A 24536-nucleotide genomic window follows, 5' to 3' on the forward strand; every position below is an offset into this window, starting at 1 on the left:
TAAATTTGAAAATTGTTTCTTTGAATCGTATGCAAAGGCTTCTCGTCTTATTATTTCTAGTCCTCAGCACCTGGTCTTGTTCTCAATATAGCAACAAGCCTATGGCTGTTACCTTTCACAATGTGAATGCAAAGTACAATGCTATTTGGCAAGCCTCTAGATTAGACAAGGAATTGCAAAAAAAACAATTCTCAGAACGAAAAGAGAGTTATAACTCGACGTTACCCATTATTATTCCTCTGGATTCAAGCTTTAAACAACGCAACGAGAAAGATAGTAAAGAATTAATTCGCAAAGCGTCTCTCGTCATCGATCGCCATCAGAATTCCCATTTTATTGTAGATGCCTACCTGTTAATTGGGAAAGGTCGTTTGTACCAATACGACCTAAAAAATGCGATTGAAACCTATAAATATGTTAATTCGCTTGAAATTAGACCCGCGGCTTTACTCGCCTTATATGAAATCTATTTGCAGCAACGCGAATTTAGTGCCGCAGAAAAAATAGAAGAATTTATCAGTGAGAACCCTCTGAATTCAAATGAAAGAAAGCAATTCTTACTCTTGAAGGCTTATTCTTTTCAACTCTTAAATGAGCCCATAAAAGCCGTAGCCCTTCTTCAAGAAGCATCAAAATACCTGAAGAAGGGAGATGAAAAAGCGCGCATTTCGTTTATTATGGGTCAATTATTTTCAGACAATAATCAACCCAGTTTAGCTTTGGAAAGCTATAAAACTACCCTAATTAACAAACCAAGCTACGATTTACAACTGCAGGCCAGCTTAGCTATTCATCAACTAGAGGGCAATATAACGGCCTTACAAGACATGATAAAAGATCCCAAACATGAGGATAATCTATCCTTTATCTATGTGAAAATTGGGCAATATTATTACGCTAAAAAAGACTATAAAAAGGCAAAAGAGAACTGGGAAAAAGGGGGAGAAAACAATCCAAATAAAGGAGAGCTCTATTTTCAATTAGGGGGTCTCTTTGCGAAGCAAATGAAAGACTACGATCTGGCTGCGCATTACTATGATAGTGCTGCTACCTACCTTTCTAGCAACCATCCCGATTATGCAAAAGCGCAAAAATTAAAAAAATCCTGGGGTACTTTTTCCACACTATCTAATCAAATCAACTTGCAGGATTCCTTACTTCGAATTTCAAAACTTAGCCCAGCTGACTTGCATTCGATTTTTTTAAAACAACAAAAAGATACGAGTACAAAGGTGACCAATGCGCCCGTCAAAATAATCCCTGTTTTCACCCGACGCCCCTCTAGTACGGATCAACAAAATTTTTACTTTAACAATGTGCAAGCTCGCATTCAGGGAAGTATCGAATTTAGTAATCGCTGGGGTAATCGAACTTTAGAAGATTTTTGGAATCGTAGAAACAAGAACGTCAGTTTAAGCCTGTCAAGTGAAGTAAATCGTTCCACTGAAAAAAACCTTACTAAAAATGTTGTTTCGAAAGATAAAGCGGAGGAAAATTGGCTAAAAGCCATTCCAACAAGTGCTACAGACAAGGCAAAAGCTGCTAAAATAATAGAGGAGTCTCTTTATAAATTAGGTAAACTTGCTAGATTGGAATTAGCAGAAAATGAGTTAGCTAATGCTGCATTAAAGCGATTATTAACAGAATTCCCGAGCACAGGCTATGAAGCAGAGGCTCTTTATATTTTGTATTTAAGTAATGAAGGAGCAATAAAAGCCAGCTATCGATCTACTTTGTTTGAGCGATATCCGAGTTCCTATTTTAAAACCATGATACTCAAATTAGAGAATGGTTCCTTGTCTGAAAACAAAGAAATGCAAGCTCAGAAAAAATATGAGGAGGCATATGAACGTTTCAAAGAAAAAGAGTTTAGCTCCACTTTTGACAACTGTCTCTTAATTCAACAAAATTATCCAGGTAGTAAATTGGAAGATAAAATCGTATTTTTAATGGCGTTATCTAAAGCGGGTATGCACGAAATAACAGAATCTAAGCGCCTATTGGAAGAATTTGTTATTTCCTTCCCTACAAGTCCCCTTTTGAAGGAGGCAACTGAAATGCTAAAGTTGATGAATAAATGATGGAATTTAAGCAAGAAAATAAGGTGAATAAAATTGGTTTAGCCTACAAAATTTTTGGCGGCACTTTCCTATTTGCCATCCTATTTATTACTTCTGTAAATTATAATTTTCTTTGGTTATTCGGAGGCATGCCTAGCCTTCAGGAGTTAGAAAATCCTAAAAGCCAAGAAGCCTCCCTTTTAATCTCTGAAGATGGAGAAGAAATAGGCAAGTACTTTCGGGAAAATAGGAATCCTGTTGAATTTGAAGAACTTTCACCCATCCTTATCAATACGCTAATGGCTACCGAAGATGCTCGATTCATTAACCACTCGGGTATTGATGTGCGTTCCATGGCGCGCGTATTATTTTCATTTGGTACATCTGGAGGAGGAAGTACCATATCCCAGCAATTAGCGAAGAATTTATTCCATACGCGTTCATTAGAATACGGAGAAGATGACCCTATTTATATGGGTTTATTAATGAAGGTGGGTGGTTTAAAAACGGCGATTGCAAAAATCAAAGAATGGATTTTAGCTATCAAATTAGAGCGTAGATATACGAAGCAAGAAATCTTAGCGATGTATCTGAATGAGGTGAGTTTTGGGAATAATGCCTATGGAATACAGGTGGCCTGCCGGACCTATTTCCAAAAAAATGTCCAAACAATTACCTACCCAGAAGCAGCTACCTTAATCGGTTTACTACAAAATCCTTCCCTCTATGATCCACGTATCAGACCGGAGCGGACACTTGCTCGCCGAAATACCGTTTTAGGCCAACTAGCTAAATACGAGTTCCTAACGGAAGAGGATGCCGAAAAGATGAAGGCTGACCCTTTGAATCTGCGTTACAAAGTCGAGAACCAAAATACGGGGGCAGCACCCTATTTACGCGAATCGATTCGTAAAGAGATTCTAAGTATCCTTCAAGAAATCAATAAAGACCGTCCAGAAGATCAGCAATTAAACCTATATACGAGCGGCTTACGTATTCACACGAGTATTGACTCGAGGATGCAAAAATATGCTCAAGATGCGGTACAAGAACACATGAAAGCGGAGCAAATCGCTTTTAATCAACATTGGGCAGGCAGAAACCCTTGGGTAAATGAGAAAATGCAAGAGCTGAAAGGCTTTATTTCAACAGCGATGAAACGTACACAGCGTTACCGCGATTTGATGGAAGCCTACAATAATGATGAGATGCGGGTTTGGGAAGAATTAAAGCGCCCGATTAAAATGACTGTATTTTCATATCATGGAGACATTGATACTACGTTAAGTCCACTCGATTCGATGCGTTATTACAAACGAATTCTGAATATTGGAATGATGTCGATGGACCCCACAAATGGTCACGTCAAAGCCTGGATCGGAGGAATCAATTATAAGTACTTTAAATATGATCATATTTCCCAAAGTAAGCGTCAACCGGGTTCTACCTTCAAGCCTTTTGTTTATGGCGCTGCCATTGAAAATGAAATAGCTACACCCTGTGACAAGTATGTTGATGAACCGGTTACATTTGGGACAGAGGATGGACTAACGAATGACACGTGGACTCCGCAAAATTCAGATGGCAAATACAGCTACGAGAATTTAACGCTTCGCAGGGCAATGGGGCGCTCCATTAACACAATTTCAGCTAAATTAATGAAGGCGATGGGCGCGAGTAAGATTGCTGATTTTGCGCACAAAGCAGGTATTACCAGTTCGCTTTATGAAGGCCCTTCACTCTGCTTAGGTACCTCAGAAGTATCTGTATTTGAACAGGTATCTGCTTATAGTACTTTCGCAAATGGAGGAGAAAAAATCGACCCCATCATCATCCTAAAAATTACCGATAAGAATGGAGTTGTGTTGCGTGAATTCTCTCCAACAGCTAAAGCAGTCATGAAGCCAGAGACTGCCTATTTGATGACCTTTATGTTGCAAGGTGCAGTCCGTGAACCCGGGGGAACGGCAGAAGGCCTTAACCGAAGTTCAATAGCAGCTGGAAATGAAATAGGAGCTAAAACGGGTACCACCTCAAACTTCTCAGATGGTTGGTTTATGGGGATCACTCAAAAGTTAGTAACGGGAGTATGGGTAGGTGGAGATGACAGAAGTATTCACTTCCGAAATATTCAATTAGGTCAAGGAGCTAAAATGGCCATGCCAGCCTTCACTAAATTTATGGAAAAGGTCTATGAGGACAAATCTCTTGCACTAGATGGATACCAAAAAATGCCCTTTATTAAGCCTGAGAACATCGCATTTGACTTTAGCTGTGTAGGAGGTATCGGTGGGGATTCTACCCTAATCAATTCAACAGCAACAGCTATACCGGAATAATGTAAAACTATCTCTATTTTCCTGACCCCTTGATGGGTGGACGTTCAACAAGTAACTATTTTTCTAAACTAGCTGGCCTCCTTTCTTTACAGTTTGATGATGATTTTAAATTTTCATAGGTTTAAATGTCAAACAAATATTCAAATAGTACAACATTTGCCCATTTTTTAGATGGAAATTAAAGACTCGCTTTAACTATGCTGTGCTATGACATACATCTAAATATGTCCATTACTCAAAAGCTATGCAAGCTTTTTTTTACTTTAAATTTTAAAACCACGAATTAGGCCTGAGGATACCTATTTATGTAGGCTTTTGATATTGGGTTAGTCTTCAAAATACACTTATAGGTAGATTAGATTTTCGTCATCCTATCCCACATTACTTCCGTTTCTGTAAAGGTCTAACTTGGATTATTACAAAAAATGCAATGAAGATTTTTTTGTTTAATTTTGACCTATGTCCACCTTTGACCCAAAGCTTATCCTTCCTACTTTACCCGAAGATCCGGGGGTTTATCGCTATTTTGACGAAAGCGGTACGATTATCTATATAGGTAAGGCGAAGAATTTAAAAAATAGGGTTAGCTCGTATTTCACGAATACGAAAAGCAAGGACAATAAGACAAGGCGCCTGGTAGCACAGATTCGGAATTTGGAATTCACGATTGTTCATTCGGAATTCGATGCCTTGCTTTTAGAGAATACCTTAATTAAGCAGTTTCAACCGAAATATAATATCCTATTAAGAGACGACAAGACCTATCCCTTTATTTGTTTAACTCGAGAGCGTTTTCCGCGCTTGATTACGGAGCGAAGAATTAATCATTCCTTGGGGACGTTTTTTGGGCCTTACGCGAATCCAAAATTAATGAATGCCTTGCTCGAGATGCTGCATCAGCTGTATCCACTCAGGACCTGTGCGCTGAACCTGAAGGAGTCGAATGTGGAGGCGGGAAAATACAAGGTTTGCTTGGAATACCACATTGGGAATTGCAAAGGCCCTTGCGAGGGTTTGGAGCAAGAGGTTCGCTATATGGATTACATCGATCAGGTGTCGCAAATTTTGAAAGGGAATTACCAGAAGGCAAAGAGTTTCCTTATTTCCCAAATGCAGGAGGCCTCCACTCGAATGGCCTTCGAGCAGGCCCAGGAATGGAAAGAGAAATGGCAACTATTAGAGAACTTCCAGGCGAAGTCGACCGTGGTGAATCCGTCGATCCACGATGTGGATGTGTTTTCGATGGTATCGGACGAATCTTTGGCCTATATTAACTTTATGAAGGTCATCAATGGGACGATTTTACAGTCGCAGACCTGGGAGGTGAAAAAGAAATTAGAAGAAGAGGAAGCGGAGTTGTTGACAATGCTGATTTGGGAGAAACGCGATCAATTTCAGAGTAAGGCCAAAGAAATTATCACCAACATCCCCATGTCGATTGAATTCGAGGGCGCGAAAAATACATTACCAAGTCAAGGCGATAAACGGAAGCTATTGGATATGTCGCTGAAGAACGTCTTATACTTCAGAAAGGAAAAAGCAGACCGCAAGGCAGCAGAAGAAAGTGGCGGCGATCGCAAAATGCGCGTGATGATCAAATTAAAAAACGATTTGCGTCTAAACGACTTACCTAAACACATTGAATGTTTCGATAACTCGAACTTGCAAGGTACCAATCCGGTCTCTGCGATGGTGTGTTTCAAAAATTCGTTGCCGTCGAAAAAGGATTACCGTACGTTTACCCCTAAAACGGTCGAAGGTCCAGACGACTTTGCCACGATGTATGAAGTAATTACCCGTCGGTATACGCGACTTTTAGAAGAAGAGGCTGAATTACCTAATCTAATCATCGTCGATGGAGGAAAAGGGCAGTTGAGTTCCGCTTGCGACGCCTTGAAAGCGATCGGATTGTACGGCCAAATTCCCATTATCGGCATCGCGAAACGCTTAGAAGAGATTTATTTCCCCGAAGACAGCTTGCCTCTTTATATAGATAAGAAATCGGAGTCGCTTAAACTCATTCAGCAGTTGCGGGATGAGGCTCACCGGTTCGGGATTACGGCGCACAGAAATAAGCGAAGCAAGAATTTCATCGTGTCTCAATTAGAGACAATGGATGGCATTGGAAAGTTAACGGCTGCGAAGTTGTTGAAAGCTTTTGGGACGGTGGCGCAGCTGAAGGAGGCGTCGGAAGAGGATTTGGCCAAAGTCCTAGGCAAAATGAAAGCCCTCAAATTCAAAAAGCAATTAGAAAACCTCTAGTATTCTGATTTGAACTGATCCACTTCGATCGCGCGGTAGTTTCGATATACTTGCAATACAATCGCTAAGGCAATCGCCATCTCGCACACACCCACGACTAACACGAAAATACTCAGATACAAACCCTGCAATGACGGGTCATTTTTCGAAAAGGCAACTAAATTCAAGTTGGCAGCATTCAAAATCAATTCGATTCCCATCAACACAAAAATCGTATTCTTCTTCAACAACAAGATTGCTAAACCCGTCGCAAACAAAAACGCAGACACCCACAAGAAATAGATAACCGGAATATCAGTCATGGCTCTTCGCAACAAAGGTGGCACCAATTAAGGCAATCAATAAAAATACACCTGCTAATTCGAACGGAAAGGCATACTCGGTCAATAAACCTAGACCTACTTCCCGCAATTTAGACTCACCGGTTACAGGCAAATTATTCACCCAAGGTCCTTTCGTGAATAACCAAAAAAGGCCTAAGAAAAAGGACAATCCAATGGATATGGGCAACAATCGACTCGATTCCCGCGTCATCAAATGATTCTTCCCGGTGGCTGGATCAGTTTGATTTGTTAACATAATCCCGAATAGAATCAGGATTAGCACCCCTCCCACATAGACTAATAAATGGGCAACCGCTAAGACGTCCGCATAGGCTAAGACATACAATCCGGCTAAGCCGAGCATGGTTAAGAACATCGCCAAAGCCGCGTGCAACAAATTCTTCGTCCACAACATCGACAGCGCGCTTCCGCACGTCAATAAGGCTAATACCAAGAAAGCAATTACAAGCGTGCTCATTTTGCGTCTGGTTTAGGCTTGGGTTTGAAGCTAGGTTTGAAAGCGGGTTTAGCTGTTGGTTTTTCTACCGTCGGCTCAATAGCTGGTTCTGCCGATTTTGCTGCTTCTTTTAACGCCTCTTTTTCCGCCACGAATTGCTCATACAGCGCACGTTTTTCAGCAGCTTGCTCTGGCGTCAAATTCGCGAATTCAAAATTATGTTCCTTCACATCGAAGACCGAGAAATCGTATTCCGAAGTCATCGTCAAACATTCCGTCGGACAAACCGTGGTGCAAAGGCCGCAGAAGCAGCATTTGGACATATCAATATCGAACTTAGCCGCATACAGACGAATAGGTGAACCATCAGAGGTTGTTCCTACCAGGCCCGTTGCTTTGATGGGATCGATCTCAATGCAATCCACTGGACAAACCTTGACACACTTATCACAGACGATGCAATCGTCCATCTCGTTATGTAATTGATAGCGTCCGTTAACGGGTGTGGGGATTTGCTGCTCCGGATATTGCAAAGTGACAATACCTGCTTTTTGATTAAAATAATCAGGATCTTGGACATTTTGGATGCTACGCTGATTTCTTGCCGCCCAGGCATGTTTCCACGTTAAAGCCATCCCTTTTCGAGTGCTTTGAATTCCATCCCAAATAGCCTGAAAGTAGGGTTTCATGTTAAAAATAGATGGCTGGATACGTAGATGGATCGGATTCGCGCATAATTTCATACACCGTATCCACGACATTTTCGGTATTCGGCTTGGAGAAGTAATCCCCATCTGAGCTGTAAGCAGGTCGATGAGCAGTCGCCGCGATACAAACCGCTGGACTCTCTAACCAAGTGAATGCCCCTTGCTTATCTAAAACCTCCTGCATCATATAAGCTGATGCGCCACCCGGCATATCCTCATCTGCAAAGATGACCCGATGGGTCTTTTGAATCGAGGCCAAGATGCTGTGATGGCGATCAAAAGGCAATAAAGTTTGGGCATCAATGACTTCCACCGATATACCTAATCCCGCTAAGGTTTCAGCCGCCTCCATCACAATTCGACACATCGAACCATAGGTTACCACCGTAATATCCGTTCCTTCACGCAAGATTTCAGGAATACCAAGAGGTACCTCCATCTCGTCTAAATTAGACGGCATCGGCTCTTTCAAGCGATATCCGTTCAAACATTCAATCACAATACCGGGATCATCCCCTTTTAACAAAGTTCGGTACATACCCGCTGCTTGGGTCATATTCCGTGGTACGCAGAAATGAACGCCTCGTAATCCATTGATTAAAACGGCCATAGGACTTCCTGAATGCCAAATGCCTTCTAAACGATGTCCTCTGGTACGCAAAATCATAGGTGCTTTTTGGCCTCCTGCGGTACGGTAATGTAAACAGGCCCAATCATCCGAAAGAATCGGGAAGGGATAAAATATATAATCCAAATATTGAATCTCTACGATAGGCTTCAAACCACGCATGGCTGCCCCAATTCCTTGACCCACTATACTCACCTCTCGAATACCGGTATCGGTTACTTTTAGCGGTCCATAAATATCTTGTAATCCAGCTAAGGTTTGGTTCACATCCCCTATTTTTCCTACATCTTCCCCTAAAATAAATACACGCGGATCGGTTAAAAACTGCGAAAATGCCTTATTCAAGATCTCTCTACCATCGACTAAAGCAGGTTCTTTTTCATAGGTAGGTCGTATTCCTTGAATTAACAAAGGAGATTCATCTGACTCACTTGTTTGATGTGAGCTAAAGCGTCTGCGATTTAATTTTTCGAGGTCATCTAACCACTTGCGCAGCAATTTAACGGCTGGCCCTTGGTAAAATCGGAAGGCACGCAAAGTCTTACGTCCCGCACGAACTAAATCACTAAAAATAGGATAGGGTAGCGCATTCAATTCATCAATGATGGGCTGCAATAAACTAGGCTCATTCGTAGATTCCAATAGGTTCTTTGCGATACGCAAAAACCCTTTTTTATCTACTTCAACAGAGGCCATGTAGGCAGCAAAAGCTTCTTTTTGGTACTTACGCGCTAAAACAGTGGCCTCCTCGTCGATGGCTTTTAATTGCTCTTCTGACGCTATTTTTTGATCTAATATCCATTGACGGAACAACACATTACAATCCGCCTCTAATTCCCAAGCCAAACGTTCAGCCGACTTATAACGTTCGTGCGAACCCGAAGCTGAGTGACCTTGTGGTTGCGTACATTCTACCACATGAACTAGGCAAGGAACAAAGTCCTTACGTGCTAATTCCGCTGCCTTTTGATAAGCAGCCACTAAACCAGGGTAATCCCAAGCTTTCACCTGGATTATTTCTAAACCTTTCTCCTGCTCGTTGCGCTGATAACCAGCTAAAGCCTTTGAAATGGAAGATTTTGTCGTTTGAAATTCTATGGGCACCGAGATACCGTAGCCATCATCCCAGACCGAAAAGACGATCGGAATCTGTAATACACCTGCTGCATTGATACATTCTAAAAACATCCCCTCAGAAGTGGAAGCGTCGCCGATGGTGGTAAAGCAAACTTCTTGGCCTTGCTTAGAGAATAGCGCCTCATGCTCTTTTAAATCAGCTCTTTCACGGTACATTTTAGAGGCATAGGCAATGCCTAAAGCGCGGGGTATTTGGCCAGCTGTGGACGAAATTCCCGCCACCGTATTATATCGAGAAGTTTGATCTAACCATTTCCCGTCTTCATCTAACCAGCGCGTCGCGTGGTGGTTATTCATCTGTCGACCGCCAGAATGTGGGTCAAATTGTATATCAGGATGTCCGTATAATTGGGCAAAATACTGAGCCCAAGTTAGATCTCCGATGGCAGCGCCAATGGTTTGATCTCTATAGTAACCCGAAATATAGTCTCCGGGGCGCATGGAGCGCGCTAAAGCAATTTGGCAAAGCTCCTTTCCATCCCCGTAAATACCAAATTTTGCTCGACCTGAAAATACCTCTTTACGCACTAAAAGACTACACGCACGGCTAATTACCGCTAATCGATAGTCATCGAGCACCTGGGTAGGATCGAACAAAAGGTTAGGATTTGAGAAAGTGACTGGATTCAAATGCTTGGTGTTATTAAACACGTAAAAATACAACAAAATCCTCTGCGTCCAAAGAGAATACAGACAAGAAACTTGCAGAAATCTATTATTGTTTATAGATTTGAAACGTAATAAAACAATAAAAAAATAAGTTATGAAAAAAATAATCGCCCTATTTGCGCTTGTTTTAGGCTTTGCTTTCGCATCGAATGCGCAAGGAGCTTTAAAATTCAAACAAGAGAAGCACGATTTTGGAACGATCAAAGAAGGAACTGTTGCCACATATAGCTTTGAATTTACGAACACAGGAAAAACTCCAGTTGTTATTTCTAACGTGCAACCATCTTGCGGATGTACTACTCCAGAATGGACTAGAGAGCCGGTTATGCCAGGTAAAACAGGTAAAGTAACCGCTTCGTATAACTCAGCGGGTCGCCCAGGAAACTTCAACAAAACGGTAACCGTTATGAATAACGGACAGGTTTCTCAAATCATTTTAGCGATTCAAGGTAACGTTTCTTCGAAGAAATAAATTTCACGAGTTTCTAAAAAAAAGCTCTCTGTTTATCGCAGAGAGCTTTTTTTATTAGTCGCGGTTCTTAAGACCTTCTGTTTCCCGCAAGCCATTAATCCAGCCTGCTATCTTAAGCACATCCGCCTTGGGCACATGGCTCATAGGCGCCATTTCGGTGGCATAATCAGGCCAATTTTGCGGATTAGGTTTGTACACTAACTCTAAAATCTTCTGATTTGAATAATTGCGCTTGGCTATTTCGGTGAAGGCAGGGCCAATTAATTTACTGTCTTTCGCATGGCAAGCGGAGCAGGTATGTTTCTTCAATAGACCAGCGATGCCTAATTCATAACCCATCGAATTTTTAACAACCCTCACTTCTGTTACCTTCGTGAAAATTTGATCCTGAGGTGCCGCAGCTACTAAAGCAGGCCCCGCCGGAATCTCATTTAAAGTATAATAAGCCGTTTCGTGCAATAAAGGCTCCCCTTTCTCATTCAATACCCCTTTCAAAGTAAATTCATGAATGAAGAATTGCCGAATGCCATCGATCGAGATGCGTACCTTCTTGCGATCAGCTGACACTTCTAACCCCTTTATTTTTAAGTCCTTTAGCTCGATAATTGGCGAACCGTATTGGTGTTGGTATTTGTAGATATAGGAGCGAATCGCATAAGAAGCGGCTTTCTTCACTGAATTCACGTCCACTGGCTGCGTGAAGCTAAACTCGAATCCATCTGATTTCGCTTTAATCATGTCGATTTCAAATGGCATAATTCCATTCCAAAATAAACGCTGTAACCCAAAATCGTCCTTACCCGTACTTCCCCAACCGCGAGAGGTCATTCCTACAAACATACTTCCATCTAAACCAAAGCGTTCGCGTAAAATACCCGACTGAAACCCTTCGCGGTAGTTGATTGCAAATCCTTGGTAGACGCCATTTACTTTCTCAAGACCCATACGCATCACTTTGGACTGACCTTGATCTGCCACGAAATACTGGCCAGGGAATGGGCTAAACTTGCCCTTTGTAGTATCCTGCAAAATGTCTGAAGTGGAAATCCCCATAATCGCATGCGGAAACCAAACGGCTGGCAATTTTATTTTGGGATTTTTCTTAGCCGCCTCAAACATAGGTGAACCATTATCTTGAATCTCTTCTAGGCTTAATTTCAGCGGACTATTCGGTTCTTTAGCCCATTTGAGACCTCCTGGGTTCCCTGCAAAGTCGCCCTTTGTTAGGTGGGTTACTCTACCAGAACCTACCCAATCACCTTGATTCTCTCCATAAAAAAGGTCTCCCTCCTCGTTAAAACTATAACCTGCTGGAGAGCGTAAACCACCAGCAAAAGGTTCCATTTTCCCATCTGGAGAGATTTTAACGAACCAGCCGCGCCATTTGGCAAACTTACCTTCTCCAAAACCCACCCACGCTAAATTCAAACTCACCCACATATCCCCATTCTTATCGATCACGGGACCATAGGTATATTCGTGGTAATTTCCAGAGAGATCAAACTGGTAAATAGGCTCATATAAATCCGCCACGCCATCGCGATCCGTATCCGAAATCTTCGTCAACTCGCCGCGTTGTGAGCAATAAAACGCCCCATCTTTGTAGGCAAGGCCTAACACCTCGTGCAAACCACTGGCAAAACGACGGAAATAAGTTTGGTGACTCGATTTTTGATAGGGGTTTTCCACGATCCAAATCTCTCCTCTCCGCGTACTTACCGCTAAACGGCCATCTGGCATGGTAGCTAGACCACCCACCTCTAAATAGATCTCTTTGGGGATGGGAAGGGTCTTAATTTCGTAATATTCTTGCTCCTTTTTAGAAGTCGGTTTTGTTTGTGCAAAAGCGCCTAGCACGACTGCAAACAATAAAACAAAGGCTGTATATTTTTTCATCGTTACCAAATCAAGTCATAAGTGAATTGTGCTCCAGAAAAAGGCACACGAATCTGTTGTGCACCGGAAGCTATTTTCAATAATTCAGCAGTGGCACCTTTCCATTCAATAAAGTTACCTGGAATTGATGCAAGGCCATTCTGCAACATAGAAAGGTGATGTCCATTGGCTAAAACTACTTCTACATCACTTTTTGGCGGACTCGCTCCGATCAAGGTTAAGGTGCGTTTTAAACCATTTCCAGCTGGCAGAATGCGATCTTCAAGACGTAATTTCGCTGCTGGCCATTCATACATAAATACGGGGCGTCCAGCCTCTAAGCGATATCCCTTAAAAACCAAATCCGTTGAATCAGGTTGTGCTTGATGCGCTAAAACCAAAGGAAATTTACCATCCTGAACGACGGTTAAACCTAATGGTTCAGAAGTCTGTGGTTCGCCACGGTTATCCCACATTTGGGTGGCATCTAGAAATTTACCACGCCAAACCTGAAGAATCGCTCCCTGTTTTAAGTCGTAACTGTAATGCAATCCCGCTGGATCACCTACGTGAATCACGTGCGTCTTTTTCTTTCCTTGATGAAAAGCAAATGAACGTTGCAATACCGTTTCAGCATTTGCCTTCACCTCGATTAGACCTACCGCATCCGGATCTACTAACGACGTTCTCTCGTGAAGTGAAACTAGTCGAGCTCCGATACGTTTCACGTTCAATCCCAAAGCCTTAGGACCCCAAGGGAAATCTTTGATATGAACAATCTCGAATTGATGCTTTCCAGCTTTTAAGAACGTTGAAGTGGTTACCATTTCATTGAACCAATGTGCCCCTTGATTTAGGATCTTTCCGTCAATTTTCAATTCTCCAGAACCTGTCCAATAGGTTTGAAATTCGTATGTATCATCCTCGGGAATCGTTAATTCCGCTTTGTAATGAATCAAATAGTCATTGTTCACTGGAATTACTCGATAAGTTAAGGCAGGGATTTTACCAGATGAAACGGGCTTCGTTGAAGGGATGATGGGGTCGGTAAATTTGCCTGTGTAATAATCGTAGGACACTTCCCCTAGTGAAGCCGTTGGTTTTTCGTAGGTCTCGTAACGCAGATTGCGAAAGGCCACTGGGCCGTGATCGCCTTGGATTAGGATAGGGCCAAAAGGCGCTTCCTTATCGAATATCGCCCCGCGAGTCATGCCTGACACTTCGATATTTTCTTGAACCACTAAACCGTTTAGGGTCACCTTTTTAAAGATTGCATTGGCAATTTTTTTGCCATTCGCATCGAAGCGAGGGGCTTGAAAATCGATTTCAAGTGTCTGCCAAAGACCGGGTGCTTTGCTGGCGTTTTGGCGTGGCGCATAGCCCTCATATCCTTCGTTATCCTTACCGCGACTATCATCCCAACGTTCGTAAATACCACCACAATCATCGTATTTTACAGTTTTCTTACCCCAGGAATCATATAATTGCACCTCATAGCGGCCTTGCAAATAAATGCCTGAATTCATTCTTTTAGGCAACATAAAATCCACTAAAAGACGAATATCTCCGTGCTGCATTTTAGTTTTCAAATCATCTGTTCGATGGTATTTGCCGCTTCTAAGCGTATTTAATAAGACCCCTTTTCCAGGACTAACCTGAAATAATGTATCTGAATAAGTGGAATTAACGGCCTGCTCAATCGTCCAGTTCTTGCTGGGCTGATCAAAGGCGGACAAATCTGTGAAGGGAATCGATTGCTGAGCCCAAGCGCAAATGGGCGTGACGAGCAGCATCGAAAATAGGAATTTCTTCATGGTTAATAGGTAGGTTTGATCCAATCTACCGAAAATCATTTGGCCAATTCATCGGCACATTCAGGATGGTGGTAGAAAATTTAATTGAAATATAAGGAAGATTCTCTTAATTTGAATTCGCTGAATAAAAAAAGCAAAAATAAACCCATGATAAATAAGACGTCTACATTCAGGAACCTGTTATTGCACCTGTTTTTTTGGGCTTTCCTGATTGCGCTTCCGATTCTGTTAGGGCCGAATACAAATTCCAATAACCCGGAAGAGATTCGCCGTTCTTATTTTTGGATCTTCTATATGACTAGTTTTACGGTCATTAATATCCCCTTCTTTTACATAAATACCGAAGTACTATTACCTAAATTATTACGAGCTAAAGGAGTTATTATCTACCTCCTTACCCTGATTGGAGCTATTTTATTAATGCTTTGGATTCACGAGGAGGTATTCCACTGGTTTTATACCCATTTCATTCATCCAGATAGCCAAGGAGGCGGAGGTGGTCCACGAAGAGGAGCTTTGATGCGAATGATTTTTCAATTGTTGTTTTACGCGGCCATTGGAACTTCGTATCGATTGATTTCTGATCGAATGAAGGAAGATGAGCAGGTCAAAGAACAGGAGAATGAGCGTTTGAAATCTGAGCTCTCTTTTTTGCGCTCACAGATCAGTCCGCATTTCATGTTTAACGTGTTGAACAGCGTGGTTTCCTTATCTCGCCGAAAGCCCGAAATGGTGGAGCCGGTGGTGGTTAAATTATCCGAATTGATGCGTTACATGATCTATGAGACGAATGATTCCATTGTTCCGATCAGCAAGGAATTAGTATACCTAGAAAGTTATATTGATTTGCAAAAGATTCGGTTTGGCGATGATATAAAGATCAACTTCGCACATGAATTAGGTCCCAAAACAAGCCATATCGAGCCTATGTTACTGATTCCATTTGTGGAAAACGCTTTCAAGCATGGGGTTGGATTTATTGAGAATCCAACGATCGACATCGAATTAAAAGACAGTGCCACTGAACTTTATTTCAGAGTAGCGAATAAGAAAGGTACTACGATGAATGAGACGAAAGATGAGAGTTCGGGAATCGGTCTCGCGAATGTAAAGCGCCGATTAGAATTATTGTACCCAACGAATCACCAGTTGGATGTCATGGATTCGGGTTCAGATTTTACCATTACACTTACTATTCAACACAGCTAACATGTCAGAAGAAAATCTAGTGGAAATCCCGGGTACCATTTTGAAGTGTATGGCGGTGGATGACGAGAGTTTGGCATTAGACTTAGTCGAAGATAATATCTCCAAAGTCCCCTTTTTGCAACTCGTAAAACGTTGCCGCAATGCGATGGAGGCGGTAGAATACTTAGAGAACAATCCGGTAGATTTGTTATTTCTCGATATCCAAATGCCTGGCATGACGGGGCTCCAATTTCTAGAGAGTTTGACAACAAAACCCATGGTCATTTTCGTGACCGCCTACCAACAATATGCCTTGGATGGATTTAACTTAGACGTGATTGATTATGTCCTTAAACCGATCAATTTCGAGCGTTTCTTAAAGGCAAGTCACAAAGCGCTAGACTATTACAAGAGTAAACAAATTTCACATAAACCAGCGGAAGCGCCTAAACTAGAATTCATTTTCATTCATGCAGATTATTCGTTAATGAAGATTATGCTGGAAGATATCCTCTACATCGAGGGTTTAAAAGATTATATTAAAATCCACCTAAGAACCCAAAAATTCCCGGTAGTCTGTCGTATGACAATGAAATCTATCGAGGAAAAATTACCGTCCACCGATTTTATTCGAGTGCATAAATCTTTCATCGTTTCACTCAGCAAGATGGAGTCTATTCGCAGCCAAAAAATCAAAATAGGCGAGAACCACATTCCAATCAGCGAAAGTTATTCTGAGCATTTTTACCAAATCATCGGCTATCAAAAGCAATAAATTGTAACTTTGAGAATTGACCGAACATTCACGCATGTCCATTCTTAAAAAATTAGCTGGCGAAACCCTTTCCTACGGATTCAGTACCATCCTGGGGCGCTCCCTAAATTTTTTATTGGTTTTCATACACACCGCCGCCTTTATGCCGGCTGCCTTAGGCGTTAATGTAAAATTGTATGGTTACGTAGCCATCGCCAATATTCTCTACACCTACGGGATGGAAACGGCCTATTTCCGGTACGCAAAAGAGGCTCCTGAACGCTATTACAATATCATACTAACGGCCATCATCCTGACATCAGGCGTATTTACCATCGGATTATTCATCTTTGCAGACCCCTTGATGGCTCAATTAGGCTATGAAGGAAAAGGACAGTTTATGCGCTGGTTAGCTTTGATTTTAGCTATCGATGCCGTGACAGCAATCCCTTTCGCGCGTTTAAGACTGGAACGTAAAATTCAATTATTCGTCAAGGCAAAAATCGTCTCCATTTTGATTAATGTGGGATTGAATCTGTTCTTTTTATCCCTTTTGAAGCCGATGCACGAAGGTCATTGGGGGCCCGCATTTTTGCAGAATCTCTATTTTCCAAGCATAGGCGCCGGTTATATTTTCTTAGCGAATTTACTGGCAAATGCCAGTCTCTTTTATTGGTTGCGTTCTTCTTTTGCTGATTTCAAGTGGACTTGGGATGGCCCTGAATTGAAGAAATTATGGGTCTATTCCTACCCCATTATGTTCATGAGTCTAGCAGCGATGTTTAACTTAATGTTTGACCGACTTCTATTAGAAGAATTTTTACCCGATGGGTTTTATTCGGGAAGGACTTCTGAAGATGCACTTGGCATATATGGTAATTGCTACAAGCTCTCCGTGTTTATGAGTTTAGCGATCCAGGCATTCAAGTATGCGGCAGAACCCTTCTTCTTAGGCTCTAAATCTGCCGAGAATTCTCAGTCCAATTTAGCCTTAGTGAATCATTGGTTTGTGATCGTTTGTCTGATCTTGTGGGTGGGAGTGAGTTCGAATTTATTCTGGATACAAGGCTTATTTTTGCGCCAGTCTATCTATTGGGAAGGCATTGAGGTGGTACCCGTTTTGTTACTTGCGAACTTATTTTTAGGGGTTTATTATACGCAGTCTGTTTGGTTCAAAAAGACGAATAGAACGTACATGGGAACGGTAATTACCGTGACTGGTCTGGCGGTGACCTTGGTAGGCAATGTCCTATTTATCCCCGTTTATGGCTACATGGCCTGTGCGTATTCCTTCTTAACTTCAGCCATCGTGATGACCTTATTGTGTTATGCAGGTGGCCAAAAATACGATCCCGCACCCTACCGCTGGATGGCTGCTATCGTATACATCAGTTTAGGAGTTATAGCCATAAAGTCAGGACCCATACTTGCGAGCATACAAATTCCATTACTCATCAGCCAAAACATCGGATTTATTTGTATTTTGGCCTATATTATTTTCAAAGAATTCTCCTGGAAAAACGGAAAACCTAGCTTAGCCTTGAAATGAAAAGTGAACTAAAAATGCAATACCTAAACCTCAAGCTGAAGATCAGCGGGATGGTGGCGCGTTTACACGAATTTCAAGGTACTCTGGTACAAAAACAGGCTGAACTCGAAGATCTCCAGCAAAAACTGGCCGTTAAATCAGAGGAGCTTGCTAAATCCCAAAGACGCCTAAAAGAATTGGAGAAAAACTTTAAAAAATCAGATAATTTCGCTAAAATTGTAGCTAGTACAGATAACACAGCAGTTCCCACCGCTGAGTTGAAACAAAAGTTAGAAGAATATATTACAAAAATAGATCATTGCATTGACCAATTACGCAATCCATGAATCCTAAAATCCCTTGTAATCTAATTGTAGGCATACAAAGTATTGCCTTGAAGGTTAGTCCGGGAGAGGAGGCTTACGTACGAAATGCAGCATCATTAGTGAACAAACTTGTTCGTTATTACGAACAACAAACAAATAGTTCAGATCCCGCAGCCGTGATGGCGATGGTGGCACTCGATTTAGCCATGTGTGGTTTGAAATTTGACGCAGAACACAATTCACTCCAGGCCGACGTGCTGGAAGAAAATAGCGAATTGTTATCTCTAGCGGCCGAGTTCACGGTATAATTTTACTTTTATTTCGATTTTTCAGGGAACTAATGTATAAACACACATTCGTTCTATATGTCCACTATATTAACTTTTATTATCCCTCTTATCGCTGCGGCTGGAGGATTATTTGCCGGGAAAGTATTCTACTCGAAGGTAAATAAAAACATCGAAACAGATGCTCAACGTAAAGCGGAAGACATCTTAAAAAATGCAGAAATCTCTGCAGAAAATATCAAGAAAGATCGCATGTTAGAAGCGAAGGAAAACTTCCTACGCCTTCGTTCTGAATTTGAAGAAGAGTCTCAAAACAAAAAAGGAATCCTTTTAGAAAATGAGCAAAAACTACGCGAGAAAGAGCGGACCTTAGCCCAACAAGCGGAACAACAACGCACAGCGGAACAGGAACTACATTCAGCTAAACAAAGTGTTCAAGCGAAGGAAGAAAACTTCCGCAAGAAGCTAGAAGATGTAGAGAAGAAGCGCGAGGAAGCAGAAGCGATGCTAGCGAATCAGATCAGTCAATTAGAGAAAATTGCCGGTCTTTCAGCAGATGAGGCGCGCCAACAAATTATGGATGCTTTAAAGGCAGAGGCAGAATCGAAAGCAAGCTCTTTAGTGAAGCAAGCGATCGAAGAAGCGAAATTAACCGCAACAAAAGAAGCGAAGAAAGTAGTGATCGAAACGATTCAACGTACGGCGGCAGAAAATGCCATCGAAAACTGCGTGTCTGTTTTCAACATCGAATCAGATGATATCAAGGGTAAAATTATTGGTCGTGAAGGTCGTAACATCCGTGCGCTAGAAGCTGCCACAGGTGTGGAATTCATCGTAGATGATACGCCAGAAGCCATTATCATTTCTGGATTTGATCCAGTGCGTCGCGAGATCGCTCGTTTGTCTTTGCACCGTTTGGTACAAGATGGGCGTATTCACCCCGCACGCATTGAGGAAGTAGTAAACAAGACTCGTAAGAACATTGACGATGAGATCATCGAAATCGGGGAGAAGACGGTCATCGACTTAGATATTCACGGCTTACATCCAGAATTAATTAAGATGATTGGTCGCATGCGCTTCCGTTCTTCTTATGGCCAAAACCTCTTGCAACACTCGCGCGAAGTAGCGAAACTTTGTGCAACAATGGCTGCTGAATTAGGATTAAATGCGAAACTAGCGAAGCGTGCGGGACTATTGCATGATATTGGTAAGGTTTGGCATGAAGAACCAGAACTTCCACACGCATTGCTCGGAATGGAACTGGCTCAGAAATACAAAGAGCATCCAGAAGTTTGTAATGCGATCGGAGCTCACCACGATGAGTGTGAGATGACTTCGATGATCTCACCTATCATTCAGGTATGTGATGCGATCTCCGGATCTCGTCCAGGCGCACGTCGCGAGATGATGGAGTCGTATATGAAGCGTTTACGTGATTTAGAAGCTTTAGCTACTTCATTCGATGGAGTTCAAAAGTGTTATGCGATCCAAGCGGGTCGTGAGCTTCGTATCATGGTCGATTCAGAGAATGTGAGTGACGAAAAAGCATCGAACTTATCGTTTGACATTTCTCAGAAAATCGAGAAAGAGATGCAATATCCAGGTCAAATCAAAGTAACGGTGATTCGCGAAATGCGCGCCGTGAACTTTGCAAAATAGGATCGAAATCGAGTATATTTATGGCGCCACCCTGCGGGTGGCGCCATTTTTTTTACACTACCATGCTGGAAATAAAATCCCCTACAACCGACTCCGACTGGAAAGCCTATTACGCCTTGCGTTTTAACGTACTAAGAGAACCTTGGAATCAACCATTAGGATCAGAAGTTTTAGCTGATGAAGATCAAGCCATTCACGCGATTGCTATGGAACAAGGCGAAGTTTTGGGCGTGGCTCGCATGCACGAGTCCGCTGAAAAGCAAGGTCAGGTGCGTTGTGTAGCCACGGCAACTAAAGCTCAAGGTAAGGGAATTGGTAAAGCTATTATGACCTACTTGGAAGATCAAGCGAAAACGAAAGGCTGGACTGAAATCGTGTTAGAAGCAAGGGAAAATGCGGTGCCCTTTTACGAGGCAATTGGCTATGCGATTGTAGCGGAATCCTATCTGTTATTCGGAGAAATTCAACATTACCGCATGAAAAAAGCGCTACCTCTTTCGAAATAGCGCTTCAATCATTTTTGTAAAACTAGTGCGTATGCTCAAGGCCTTGTGCACTTGGAATCTGATTGAATTCAATCCCTGATTTACGCGCATCTTTGAAGGCTGCCTTTGGCTTAATACTCAAAATTTGGAATAATTCCTGGTCCGATTTCGTATCCGGGTTAGGTGTCGTTAATAAGACGTCACCAGAGAAGATCGAATTCGCTCCTGCCATAAAGCAGAAAGCCTGGCCTTCGTAGTTTAATTCTAAACGACCGGCAGATAATCGAACTGCAGACTTTGGCATCATAATTCTAGCCGTAGCAATCACGCGAACTAAATCCCAAACAGACGCCGTCTTTTGATTCTCAAAAGGTGTACCTTCTACTGGAACTAAGTTATTTACCGGAACTGATTCTGGATGCTCTGGCAAATTCGCTAGAGTCAAAAGCATTCCGATGCGATCTCCTGCACTTTCGCCCATTCCAATAATGCCTCCAGAACAAACAGATAAATTCGCCTTACGGACGTTTCCTAAAGTCTCTAAACGATCATCATAGGTACGCGTGGAAATAACGTCCTCGTAATATTCTTCACTCGTATCAATATTGTGGTTGTAGGCATAAAGGCCTGCGTCTTTTAATTTCTGTGCTTGTTCCTCTGACAACATCCCTAACGTACAGCAAACCTCCATACCTAGCGAGTTTACGCCTTTCACCATGTCTAATACACGGTCAAAATCCTTGTTATCACGCACCTCACGCCAAGCTGCTCCCATACAGAAACGAGAACTTCCATTGTCTTTTGCGCGATTAGCTGCTTGGATCACCTCCTCATAAGGAAGTAATTTTTGCACTTTCACATTCGTGTGGTAACGAGCGGCTTGAGAGCAATAAGAACAATCCTCAGGACAACCTCCAGTTTTGATGGAAAGTAAAGTCGAGATTTGAACCTCATTCGGGTCAAAATTCTCGCGGTGCACCGTCGCCGCTTGATAGACCAAATCCAAAAAGGGTTGGTTGTATATTTTTTCTACCTCTTCACGAGTCCAATTAGTACGTACCATATAAACTTTATTTCTATTCAAATTCCATTAAATAAGGCATCATTGCTAAGAAGCCTTCTCTTTTTTTCCAACGATTCACCTCTAAAACAGACGATGCCCAAGGGATATTCTTTGCAAGCAAACGCTCCGAAAGTGAAGATTCAGACGTTGCTGTACTCAACAACTCATCCACAAAAGATTTAGCCTTCGGGTAAACCGCTACTTTGTATGCGCCAGGTTTTAACTTCGCCTTAGATGCTGCGATCTCAATTGCCTTATCTAAACCACCCAACTCATCTACTAAACCCACTTGTTTTGCTTGAGCACCTGTCCAAACACGCCCACCAGCTAATGACTGCAAACGTTGCAAAGTCATCTTACGACCCGCCGCCGCTTTAGATGTAAACGACAGATAGCCTTTGTTAACAGAATTTTGAACGACAGATTTTTGAAAATCTGTAAGAGCACCTGCCGAAGTCATAAAATTCGAGTTGGCATGCGTATTCACATGATCCTGGGTAATCCCCAAGGTATTTTTCAAGAAATTATCCACATTAAACCACGCCGCAAAGATTCCGATTGAACCCGTAATCGTCGTCGGTTGCGCTACGATAACATCTGTTCCCATCGCCATGTAATAACCGCCAGATGCAGCATAATTTGACATGGACGAAATAATAGGCTTCACTTTCTTTGTTAGCTCAATCTCGCGCCACATGATATCTGAGGCTAAAGAAGATCCACCTGGAGAATCGATGCGAAGCACGATCGCTTTCACCGACTTACTCTCCCGCAATTTCTTCAATTCTTTCACGAAATCATCAGAACCAATATTCCCCTCACTAGCTCTTGTTCCAGAAATCTCACCCTCAGCTACCAAAACCGCTATTCGATCTTTACCTTCCACTTCATCAATCGGGTTTTTAGCATTTAAGTAATTATTCAAAGAAACATATTTCACTTTTTCTTTCTCCCCAGATGCCTTCATCAATAAGGCCTCAAATTCATCCCAATAACCTTGTTTGATCATCCCCAACTTCTCCGCAGACGAAGGTTCAAATGCTTGTAAACTATCGGCAATCTGATCTAATTTGCGCACAGGAATATTCTTGCTACGCCCAATTTTATCGAAAATATAGGTGTTAATTGATTGCAAGAAAGACGAGGTCTGCGCCTTGCTTTCTTCGCTCATATCCTCTCGGATGAAAGGCTCCACCGCTGACTTATAGGTTCCTACCCGAAACACTAAAGGCTCTATGTCTAATTTGTCCAAGGCTTTTTTGTAGAACGTGTACTGAACGCTAATGCCATTAAAATCCAACAAACCGTTCGGATTTAAATACGTCTTATCCGCCACAGAGGCGATATAATACCCCTTTTCGGTGTAGGAATTCGCATAAGCATAGACAAATTTGCCTGATTTTTGGAACTTCTGAATAGCCTCCCGAATTTCAGAAAGTTGAGCATAGCCTGCCATCGGAAAACTAGCATCTAAATAAATTCCCTTGATTTTAGGATCTACCTTTGCGCGCTCTAAGGCTGATAAAACTTGAATCAAACCTACATTTTCAGTCGGTGCAAAATACGTATCTGTTAAAGCTGAAAATGGATTATCCTCCGTCGATGCATTTTCCACGATCGGACGATTCAAATCGAGTCGTAATACAGAATTGTCTTTCAAATCATATACCTCATCTGAACTACCTATCGCGGCACCTACGCCAGCCAGAAGCAATAAAGAGACAATAAAAAAAAGAAATAGACCGAAAACAGTCGCTAATGAATACTTGACAAATTGCCACATAACTTTCTATATATAAAGATTCTAACCAAAGTTTTTACGGTAATCTTCGCGAGCTTGGCGAATCACTTCATATGCCACCTCGCGACCATAAATATCGTCAATATCAACCGAATTTGAAGAGGTTTCACCCGGCAACATTTTATACGTCCAAAAATAATGTCTTAAACGCTCTACAATATCTTTAGGCGCATCAGAAATATCTTTCCATCTACCATAAATCGGATCATCCTTTAATACCGCAATAATTTTATCATCCGCCTCACCCTTGTCAATCATGCGAATTCCTCCAATCGGAATTGCTTGACATAAAATATCTCCATGTGTGATGGCACGCTCAGAAAGCACTAAAATATCCAACGGATCCCCATCTCCTCTTTCTATATCCTTTCCAGAATACTTGCGAGCTAGCTCAGCAATACCATCTGAACAATACGTTTGTGGCAAAAAGCCATACAAGGCAGGTACAATATTAGAAAATTTCTGCGGGCGATCAATTTTCAAATAGCCCGTTTGCTTATCTATCTCATACTTAACTGTATCAGTAGGAACAATTTCAATAAATGCAGTCACTAATTCAGGCATTTGGTCCCCAATCTGTACACCATGCCAAGGATGTGCCTTAAAGAAGTTTCTATTCATATTCTGTTTATTAAATCTCACTTAGGTTAAAAATCCGTGCAAATTACGAAAAACAAAGGATAAATTCTGCTAAATTTG

The 24536-nt window shown here is 41.9% G+C and carries 20 protein-coding genes; 11 read left to right on the top strand and 9 right to left on the bottom strand.

The features are described from left to right. Positions 1-29 precede the first annotated feature (29 nt). The 3 genes from porW (at position 30) to uvrC (ending at position 6661) form a co-directional block, all read left to right on the top strand. Positions 30-2081 carry a type IX secretion system periplasmic lipoprotein PorW/SprE gene (porW, locus tag ACRZ9O_RS06935; RefSeq protein WP_459457676.1) on the top strand — a complete coding sequence of 684 codons (2052 nt, stop codon included), beginning with the start codon at positions 30-32 and terminating at the stop codon, positions 2079-2081. Then, positions 2078-4399, top strand: coding sequence for a penicillin-binding protein 1A (locus ACRZ9O_RS06940; protein ID WP_459457678.1), 2322 nt, complete (start codon positions 2078-2080; stop codon positions 4397-4399). The genes porW and ACRZ9O_RS06940 overlap by 4 nt, the downstream gene beginning before the upstream one ends. A 459-nt stretch (positions 4400-4858) precedes the next feature. Further along, on the top strand, positions 4859-6661 hold the full coding sequence (gene uvrC, locus ACRZ9O_RS06945) for an excinuclease ABC subunit UvrC (RefSeq protein ID WP_459457680.1): 1803 nt from the start codon (positions 4859-4861) through the stop codon (positions 6659-6661). Here the strand turns inward: uvrC and nuoK are convergent. Genes nuoK through ACRZ9O_RS06965 form a run of 4 tightly spaced genes read right to left on the bottom strand, consistent with a single transcriptional unit; the run spans position 6658 to position 10543 of the window. Then, positions 6658-6963: an NADH-quinone oxidoreductase subunit NuoK gene (nuoK, locus tag ACRZ9O_RS06950; RefSeq protein ID WP_459457682.1), complete on the bottom strand. Its 306-nt coding sequence runs from the start codon at positions 6961-6963 to the stop codon at positions 6658-6660. The genes uvrC and nuoK overlap by 4 nt on opposite strands. After that, positions 6956-7462: an NADH-quinone oxidoreductase subunit J family protein gene (locus tag ACRZ9O_RS06955; RefSeq protein ID WP_459457684.1), complete on the bottom strand. Its 507-nt coding sequence runs from the start codon at positions 7460-7462 to the stop codon at positions 6956-6958. Before ACRZ9O_RS06955 ends, nuoK begins: the two co-directional genes overlap by 8 nt. Next, positions 7459-8130, bottom strand: a complete 672-nt coding sequence (locus tag ACRZ9O_RS06960; RefSeq protein WP_459457686.1) for a 4Fe-4S binding protein — start codon at positions 8128-8130, stop codon at positions 7459-7461. Before ACRZ9O_RS06960 ends, ACRZ9O_RS06955 begins: the two co-directional genes overlap by 4 nt. 1 nt (position 8131) lies before the next feature. Further along, on the bottom strand, positions 8132-10543 hold the full coding sequence (locus ACRZ9O_RS06965; RefSeq protein ID WP_459457687.1) for an alpha-ketoacid dehydrogenase subunit alpha/beta: 2412 nt from the start codon (positions 10541-10543) through the stop codon (positions 8132-8134). A 133-nt stretch (positions 10544-10676) separates the two neighbouring features. On the opposite strand from ACRZ9O_RS06965, the gene ACRZ9O_RS06970 reads away from it, so the two are divergent. Further along, a complete protein-coding gene (locus ACRZ9O_RS06970) occupies positions 10677-11054 on the top strand; it encodes a DUF1573 domain-containing protein (protein ID WP_459457689.1) in 378 nt (125 codons plus the stop codon). A gap of 54 nt (positions 11055-11108) precedes the next feature. Here the strand turns inward: ACRZ9O_RS06970 and ACRZ9O_RS06975 are convergent, their stop codons facing one another. Together ACRZ9O_RS06975 and ACRZ9O_RS06980 are read right to left on the bottom strand one after the other, a co-directional pair. Beyond that, complete coding sequence (locus ACRZ9O_RS06975; protein WP_459457691.1) at positions 11109-12950, bottom strand: hypothetical protein; 1842 nt, start codon at positions 12948-12950, stop codon at positions 11109-11111. A gap of 2 nt (positions 12951-12952) precedes the next feature. Next, entirely contained in the window at positions 12953-14782 is a 1830-nt protein-coding gene (locus ACRZ9O_RS06980; RefSeq protein WP_459457693.1) for a family 16 glycoside hydrolase, read from the bottom strand. 108 nt (positions 14783-14890) lie between these two features. Between ACRZ9O_RS06980 and ACRZ9O_RS06985 the strand changes: the two genes are divergently transcribed. The 7 genes from ACRZ9O_RS06985 to ACRZ9O_RS07015 all read left to right on the top strand — a co-directional run bounded on the left by ACRZ9O_RS06985 (position 14891) and on the right by ACRZ9O_RS07015 (position 20994). Further along, on the top strand, positions 14891-15952 hold the full coding sequence (locus ACRZ9O_RS06985; protein WP_459457695.1) for a sensor histidine kinase: 1062 nt from the start codon (positions 14891-14893) through the stop codon (positions 15950-15952). Position 15953: 1 nt separating this feature from the next. Next, positions 15954-16706 (top strand): LytR/AlgR family response regulator transcription factor, encoded by a 753-nt coding sequence (locus ACRZ9O_RS06990; protein WP_459457697.1) that lies wholly within the window; start codon positions 15954-15956, stop codon positions 16704-16706. Between the two features lie 34 nt (positions 16707-16740). Next, entirely contained in the window at positions 16741-18234 is a 1494-nt protein-coding gene (locus tag ACRZ9O_RS06995) for a lipopolysaccharide biosynthesis protein (RefSeq protein ID WP_459457699.1), read from the top strand. After that, on the top strand, positions 18231-18560 hold the full coding sequence (locus ACRZ9O_RS07000; protein WP_459457701.1) for a ubiquitin family protein: 330 nt from the start codon (positions 18231-18233) through the stop codon (positions 18558-18560). The genes ACRZ9O_RS06995 and ACRZ9O_RS07000 overlap by 4 nt, the downstream gene beginning before the upstream one ends. Beyond that, positions 18557-18847 carry a cell division protein ZapA gene (locus tag ACRZ9O_RS07005; RefSeq protein WP_459457703.1) on the top strand — a complete coding sequence of 97 codons (291 nt, stop codon included), beginning with the start codon at positions 18557-18559 and terminating at the stop codon, positions 18845-18847. The genes ACRZ9O_RS07000 and ACRZ9O_RS07005 overlap by 4 nt, the downstream gene beginning before the upstream one ends. Positions 18848-18904: 57 nt before the next feature. Further along, entirely contained in the window at positions 18905-20488 is a 1584-nt protein-coding gene (rny, locus tag ACRZ9O_RS07010; RefSeq protein ID WP_459457705.1) for a ribonuclease Y, read from the top strand. Positions 20489-20550: 62 nt separating this feature from the next. Next, complete coding sequence (locus tag ACRZ9O_RS07015) at positions 20551-20994, top strand: GNAT family N-acetyltransferase (RefSeq protein WP_459457707.1); 444 nt, start codon at positions 20551-20553, stop codon at positions 20992-20994. A 22-nt stretch (positions 20995-21016) separates the two neighbouring features. On the opposite strand, the gene bioB is transcribed toward ACRZ9O_RS07015, so the two are convergent. The 3 genes from bioB to ACRZ9O_RS07030 are packed head-to-tail and all read right to left on the bottom strand — an operon-like array spanning position 21017 to position 24458. Then, positions 21017-22036, bottom strand: a complete 1020-nt coding sequence (bioB, locus tag ACRZ9O_RS07020) for a biotin synthase BioB (protein ID WP_459457708.1) — start codon at positions 22034-22036, stop codon at positions 21017-21019. A gap of 13 nt (positions 22037-22049) precedes the next feature. Further along, complete coding sequence (gene sppA, locus ACRZ9O_RS07025; protein WP_459457710.1) at positions 22050-23819, bottom strand: signal peptide peptidase SppA; 1770 nt, start codon at positions 23817-23819, stop codon at positions 22050-22052. Between the two features lie 21 nt (positions 23820-23840). Beyond that, positions 23841-24458, bottom strand: a complete 618-nt coding sequence (locus tag ACRZ9O_RS07030) for an inorganic pyrophosphatase (protein WP_459457712.1) — start codon at positions 24456-24458, stop codon at positions 23841-23843. Positions 24459-24536: the final 78 nt, after the last annotated feature.

This window comes from Aquirufa sp. HETE-40SA, assembly GCF_054558635.1.

What these genes read in the sequence shown, in the direction of transcription:
- ACRZ9O_RS06955 (WP_459457684.1), bottom strand. Translation starts at nt 7,462, where the DNA reads ATGAGCACGCTTGTAATTGCTTTCTTGGTATTAGCCTTATTGACGTGC.
- uvrC (WP_459457680.1), top strand. Translation starts at nt 4,859, where the DNA reads ATGTCCACCTTTGACCCAAAGCTTATCCTTCCTACTTTACCCGAAGAT.
- ACRZ9O_RS06995 (WP_459457699.1), top strand. Translation starts at nt 16,741, where the DNA reads ATGTCCATTCTTAAAAAATTAGCTGGCGAAACCCTTTCCTACGGATTC.
- bioB (WP_459457708.1), bottom strand. Translation starts at nt 22,036, where the DNA reads ATGGTACGTACTAATTGGACTCGTGAAGAGGTAGAAAAAATATACAAC.
- ACRZ9O_RS06970 (WP_459457689.1), top strand. Translation starts at nt 10,677, where the DNA reads ATGAAAAAAATAATCGCCCTATTTGCGCTTGTTTTAGGCTTTGCTTTC.
- ACRZ9O_RS07030 (WP_459457712.1), bottom strand. Translation starts at nt 24,458, where the DNA reads ATGAATAGAAACTTCTTTAAGGCACATCCTTGGCATGGTGTACAGATT.
- ACRZ9O_RS06985 (WP_459457695.1), top strand. Translation starts at nt 14,891, where the DNA reads ATGATAAATAAGACGTCTACATTCAGGAACCTGTTATTGCACCTGTTT.
- ACRZ9O_RS06940 (WP_459457678.1), top strand. Translation starts at nt 2,078, where the DNA reads ATGATGGAATTTAAGCAAGAAAATAAGGTGAATAAAATTGGTTTAGCC.
- nuoK (WP_459457682.1), bottom strand. Translation starts at nt 6,963, where the DNA reads ATGACTGATATTCCGGTTATCTATTTCTTGTGGGTGTCTGCGTTTTTG.
- sppA (WP_459457710.1), bottom strand. Translation starts at nt 23,819, where the DNA reads ATGTGGCAATTTGTCAAGTATTCATTAGCGACTGTTTTCGGTCTATTT.
- ACRZ9O_RS07000 (WP_459457701.1), top strand. Translation starts at nt 18,231, where the DNA reads ATGAAAAGTGAACTAAAAATGCAATACCTAAACCTCAAGCTGAAGATC.
- ACRZ9O_RS06980 (WP_459457693.1), bottom strand. Translation starts at nt 14,782, where the DNA reads ATGATTTTCGGTAGATTGGATCAAACCTACCTATTAACCATGAAGAAA.
- ACRZ9O_RS06990 (WP_459457697.1), top strand. Translation starts at nt 15,954, where the DNA reads ATGTCAGAAGAAAATCTAGTGGAAATCCCGGGTACCATTTTGAAGTGT.
- ACRZ9O_RS06960 (WP_459457686.1), bottom strand. Translation starts at nt 8,130, where the DNA reads ATGAAACCCTACTTTCAGGCTATTTGGGATGGAATTCAAAGCACTCGA.
- rny (WP_459457705.1), top strand. Translation starts at nt 18,905, where the DNA reads ATGTCCACTATATTAACTTTTATTATCCCTCTTATCGCTGCGGCTGGA.
- ACRZ9O_RS07005 (WP_459457703.1), top strand. Translation starts at nt 18,557, where the DNA reads ATGAATCCTAAAATCCCTTGTAATCTAATTGTAGGCATACAAAGTATT.
- ACRZ9O_RS07015 (WP_459457707.1), top strand. Translation starts at nt 20,551, where the DNA reads ATGCTGGAAATAAAATCCCCTACAACCGACTCCGACTGGAAAGCCTAT.
- porW (WP_459457676.1), top strand. Translation starts at nt 30, where the DNA reads ATGCAAAGGCTTCTCGTCTTATTATTTCTAGTCCTCAGCACCTGGTCT.
- ACRZ9O_RS06975 (WP_459457691.1), bottom strand. Translation starts at nt 12,950, where the DNA reads ATGAAAAAATATACAGCCTTTGTTTTATTGTTTGCAGTCGTGCTAGGC.